7 protein-coding genes are annotated in these 5,211 nt (G+C 39.1%); 5 read left to right on the plus strand and 2 right to left on the minus strand.

The features are described from left to right. The 5 genes from ACO1O5_RS11090 to ACO1O5_RS11110 form a co-directional block, all read left to right on the plus strand. The coding region (locus ACO1O5_RS11090; RefSeq protein WP_486270169.1) for an NADH-quinone oxidoreductase subunit H at positions 1 to 385 on the plus strand (385 nt) is incomplete at its 5' end. Further along, complete coding sequence (locus ACO1O5_RS11095; RefSeq protein WP_486270171.1) at positions 382 to 903, plus strand: NADH-quinone oxidoreductase subunit B family protein; 522 nt, start codon at positions 382 to 384, stop codon at positions 901 to 903. The genes ACO1O5_RS11090 and ACO1O5_RS11095, both read left to right, overlap by 4 nt. Before the next feature lie 3 nt (positions 904 to 906). Then, a complete protein-coding gene (locus ACO1O5_RS11100) occupies positions 907 to 1,248 on the plus strand; it encodes an NADH-quinone oxidoreductase subunit C (protein ID WP_486270173.1) in 342 nt (113 codons plus the stop codon). Positions 1,249 to 1,250: 2 nt separating this feature from the next. Further along, the gene (locus tag ACO1O5_RS11105) at positions 1,251 to 2,339 is read left to right on the plus strand and encodes a hydrogenase large subunit (protein WP_486270175.1); all 1,089 of its coding nucleotides are present in this window, start codon (positions 1,251 to 1,253) and stop codon (positions 2,337 to 2,339) included. Positions 2,340 to 2,355: 16 nt separating this feature from the next. Further along, the gene (locus ACO1O5_RS11110; RefSeq protein WP_486270177.1) at positions 2,356 to 2,802 is read left to right on the plus strand and encodes a 4Fe-4S dicluster domain-containing protein; all 447 of its coding nucleotides are present in this window, start codon (positions 2,356 to 2,358) and stop codon (positions 2,800 to 2,802) included. A gap of 226 nt (positions 2,803 to 3,028) precedes the next feature. On the opposite strand, the gene ACO1O5_RS11115 is transcribed toward ACO1O5_RS11110, so the two are convergent. Then, on the minus strand, positions 3,029 to 3,721 hold the full coding sequence (locus ACO1O5_RS11115; protein ID WP_486270178.1) for an NUDIX hydrolase: 693 nt from the start codon (positions 3,719 to 3,721) through the stop codon (positions 3,029 to 3,031). A gap of 28 nt (positions 3,722 to 3,749) precedes the next feature. After that, positions 3,750 to 5,211, minus strand: a 1,462-nt coding sequence (locus ACO1O5_RS11120; RefSeq protein WP_486270180.1) for a sodium:solute symporter family transporter, incomplete at its 5' end; no start/stop codon positions are given.

Raw genomic sequence — 5,211 nt, forward strand, 5'->3', positions numbered from 1 at the left:
ATTGCTATTTAAAATGCCATTAGCATTTGTTGCATTGCTGTTGATTTTACCTATTAAACTAAAAAAATCTCCATTTGATGTTGCTGAAGCACACCAGGAAATAACCGGCGGTGTGGAACTGGAATTTTCAGGTATTTTTTTCGAAGCTATTTATACGGCTAAATGGTTAGACTATGTATTTTGCTATGCGTTGGTTTATCTTTTCGGCGCCAGTAATCCCTTATTGGGATTAGGCCTTGTGTTCGTTGTTTTTATCTATATAAACGCTTTGGATAATTCTTCAGCGAGAGTAAATTACAAACAGATGCTTCGATTTTCGATGCTGGTTGCCTTGCCTGTTGCTTTCATTAATTTATTGTTAACCATTTTACATTGGCAATTATGAAATTAAATTCGTTTAGAAAAAAATCACCCTGGATTTTGCATTATAATGCTGGCGGGTGCAATGGTTGCGATATAGAAATATTGGCATGCTTAGCGCCTAAATATGATATTGAAAGATTTGGAATGATCAATTCAGGAAATCCGAAGCAATCTGATATTCTTCTGGTAACCGGCCCCGTTACCAAGCGTTCCCGCGAAAGGTTGGTGGAGGTGTATGCTCAAATGCCGGAGCCAAAAGTTGTAATAAGTTGCGGAGCCTGCGCCTGTACCGGCGGGGTTTTCAGGGGAATGTATAATTGTGAAGGTGGCATAGATCAATATATTCCGGTGGACGTGTATGTGTGTGGATGCGGCACGCGGCCGGAACAAATTATTGATGGTGTTATAGAAGGCCTGGCGATATTAGAGAAAAAGACAAAGGATTTGGAAAAATCTGTACGATTAAGAAAAGAACCCGTAAAAGAAGATACACAATTAAACAGGAGAGATATTGCTGCTGAAATAAAAAAAATTGCTTAGTCCATGAATAGAATTGAAACATCCATTGATAAAGTAAAAGACGACATCCGTAATTTTTATAAACCGGAGTTGTTTCATTTTATGGTTATTAATGCGGTAGACCTCGGTGAAAAAATTGAAGTGCAATGGTTTTTTAGCGAATATGCTAACCCCTCAAACATCATCACTTTTTGTGTTCAAATTAATCCTGATACAGAAATACCTTCTATCAGGGATATTATTGAATCTTCATGGGTGGCAGAAGCTGAACTGGTAGATCTGATGAATATTAAAATTCAAAATACAGCAAAAGGGTTTGTGCTGGAACCCGATTTTGAAAGTGGACCGTTAAGAAAGAAAAAATAATTATGGGAAAGTTATATGAAATACCGTTAGGCGCTCAGCATGTTTCATTGCTGGAGCCGCTTCATTTTAAGTTCACAACAGAGAATGAAAAAATTATTGATACGGTTGCCAACGTGTATTATGTGCATCGTGGCATAGAGCAGGCGTGTTGTTCAAAATTTAAATTCCGCCAGGTAAGCTTTGTTGTGGGGCGTGTTTGTGGTTTATGTTCTGTATCGCATACAACAGCTTACTCACAGGTTGCAGAAAAATTAGTAAAGATTGAAATACCGCGTCGGGCCAAATATTTAAGGATGTTGGTTATTGAGCTGGACAGAATCCATTCGCATTTATTGTGCCTGAGTCATGTTGCAGAGAATTCTGGCTTTGAGGCTTTGTTTATGAAAACCATGCAGTACCGTGAGTTTGCGATGGAAATGCTTGAGGCTGTATGTGGCAATAGAATTCAATACGATTTTTCGATTGTGGGTGGTGTGGCCCGCGATTTAAAACCGGAGGTTGGTAAAATGATTTTAGAAAAATTAAAAACTTTTAAACCGCAGTTGGACGAGTTAGTAAACATCTATCAAAACAACTGGACATTATCTCTAAAGAACAAAGGGGTTGGAGTTATTACAAAAGAAGACGCTTTGAGACTGAATGTAGTTGGTCCTTTTGCCAGAGCGACTGGATTGGCCGTTGATGTTCGCAATGATACCGAAGATCTGTTACCGTGGAAAGAAGTTGGGTTTGAAATAGTGTTAGATAATGCAGGCGATGTTCATGCCCGCAACATGGTTCGTTTGAATGAATTGTATGTATCCATTCGAATTATTGAAAACATAATAAATGGTTTACCTGAGTCAGCGCTTGTTACAGAAACGAAAGCATTTCCTGATGGCGAAGCGGTTGTAAGACTTGAAGCCCCGCGTGGTGAATTATTCTATTATGCTAAAGGAAACAAGACGCAAATACTGGAACGTTTGAAAATTAAAGCCCCCACATTTTCAAATGTGCCGGCAATGGTAGAAGCATTCAAAGGCAATGAGTATGGGAGTGCACCGGCTATCATCGCATCTTATGATCCTTGCCTGTCGTGTACATCAAGATGATTAAAAAAACTTTAAAATGAAAACGTTCTTTAAAACCATTGGAAATTTATTCAGGAAGCCGATAACTACTAAATATCCTTTTGAAAAAACCTACATACCCGATGATTATCGCGGGATGATTGGCTTCGATGAAAATTTATGCATCTGGTGTCGCCGTTGCGAAATGGTATGCCCGCCCGGCGCTATTGTTTTTTCCCAGGATATGGAAGGAAAACAAACCTATCATTTTAACCGCGCGGTTTGTATTTATTGTTCAGAATGTGTGCGTGCCTGTCCGAAAGAAGGTGCTATTTTTCAAACCAATCAACCTGCAAAATGTGCCTTGAAGGAAGAAAATATAAACAACGGATGGAATAAGTTATTTGATGAGGCACTCCAAAGCCGTGCCGACTATGCAGCAGAAAAGAAAAGACTGGCCGCAGAAAAAGCAGCTTTAGCGAAGGTAGAAAATAAAAAAATTTAGGTTTTGAAAATCACCAATTCTTTTATATAGACAGTAGTTGAATTGCCCCGACCTTCAGGTCGGGGTACAAGTTTTTGTGGATCCCGGCTTTAGCCAAAAAAATCCGGTGTTTATTACTATTGTGGCTAAAGCCTAAAACCTTCAATTTAAAAACCCGACCTGAAGATCGGGGCAATTAAGAACCCTGTTTATAAAATGGGATTTATGAACCAAATACATAATTGTATCAAATAAACTTCAAACCTTCCTGTTCAAGTTTTTTGTATTTATCATGATCAAACATGTAATAAAAGCTACCTCTTTTCGACAAAAATCTTTCCTTCTCATTTAGCTTTTTCAGTATATCGAGCGATAATATTTTTCTAAGGAAATTACGTTTATCAAAGGTGGTTTCATAAATCGTCTCATAAAGATTTTGCAATTGCGCCAGCGTAAATTTTTTGGGCAGTAATTCAAAACCAACAGGGTGGGTAGCTACTTTTTGGCGAAGACTTTCTTTCGCCATCAGGATCATTTTTTTATGATCAAAGATCATAGCAGGAATGTGCCGTATGTTAAACCATTTGGCGTTATGTTCTTTCATCAACTCCGTCTTATAGTCATCCAATTTTATTAAAGCGAAATAGGCGATGGATACAACACGATCACCCGGGTCGCGGCCCACATCGCCGAAGCAATATAATTGTTCCATGTAAATGTTGGTGAGCCCGGTAAGTTGTTCAAGAATACGTGTTGCGCCGTCGTGTATGCTTTCCCGTGATTTTACAAAGCCACCCATTAAAGACCATTTGCCCAAGCCTGGTTCGAACCCTCTTTTTATCAGCAGGGCCTTTAAATCTTTTCCATCAAATCCAAAAATGATACAGTCGACTGCGATGAGCATCCGGTCGTGTATCTTGTAATCATTTATGTTACTCATAAAACTCTATTGTTATCTTATTTAGAATTTACCAAAACTTGACATACAAAGCTGAAATTAATAAGAGCGTTATCATGATTAAGAGAATTGTTTGTGGTCTTAACCTGAACATAGTCTTATCGAGTTCAAAGGCTTTAGCATTTATTTTTGGCCCGCCAAGACTTATAAGAATCATAATAATCATTGTGAACATAAATGATAAGCCCATACAGATATGAAAAGGAATTTCATAACCACCAGTTCCATTCGAGTAAGCTGTATATAGGAAATTCTCATGTCCTAACAGTTGAGGCGCAAATTCATTAAAGAAGACAGATAACACAAATCCGGTGATAACACCAACTATCGCAGCGAGGCCGGTGGTTCTTTTCCAAAACATACCCAGGAAAAACATGGCAAAAACGCCCGGACTTATAAACCCGGTGTATTTTTGAATATACGTGAATCCGCCAACGCCACCGATACCCAAAAGATCGTTCCATGTAAAAAGTACTGCGAGTATCATGGCTGCAAAAACAGTTGCCCTGCCAACCATTACCTGTTTTCTTTCGTCAGCCTGTTTATTAATATATTTTTTATGAACGTCCAGCGTATAGATCGTCGAGATACTATTTACTTTACCAGCTAACGATGCAACAATTGCTGCTGTTAAAGCTGCAACAGATAATCCTTTTAGCCCTGTTGGTAAAAATTCAAGAACGGCTGAATACGCCCCATCTTTACCGCCAACCAATTTAGGCAAATAGCCTTTAGAATATAAAACGTAAGCGGCAATGCCTGGCAACATTACAATCAGCGGCATCAATAATTTCAAGAATCCTGCAAATAAAATTCCGGTTCTTGCTGTTTGCAAATCTGCTCCCAGTGCCCGTTGCGTGATGTATTGATTGCAGCCCCAGTAATTGAGATTAATGATCCAGATGCCTGCGAGGTAAGAAGCGAGGCCGGGAAAAGTGAGATACTTATTGACTTCGATTTGTGTAGAAGAAGCCGTTGGTCTTGGAATAATCATTTTAAAATGTTCAGGGGCATTGTGCATTAACGCCTTAAAGCCGGCAATAGCATCGGGGCCGTACCCGAACTTATCGCCAACTACGGTCAATGCTATATACGTTGTTACTAATCCGCCGATGATTAAAACTGCGACCTGTATAACATCAGTATATCCGATTACTTTCATTCCACCCAACGAAATAATTAATGCAAAAATGGACAGACCTATCATGATCACATGCAGGTAACCGCCGCCCGTAATACCGTTGATAGCTACCGCCCCCAAATATAAAATGGATGTTAGATTTACAAACACGTAAAGGAATAACCAGAAGATTGCCATGATTAAAGCCACCGTTTCATTATACCTCGTCTTTAAAAATTGAGGCATGGTGTAAATGTGATTCTTCAGATAAACAGGAATAAACCAAACCGCAACAATTATCAGGGCGATAGCCGCAATCCATTCGTAAGCCGCAACTGCAATACCCAGGAAA

The organism is Ginsengibacter sp. (assembly GCF_057362405.1).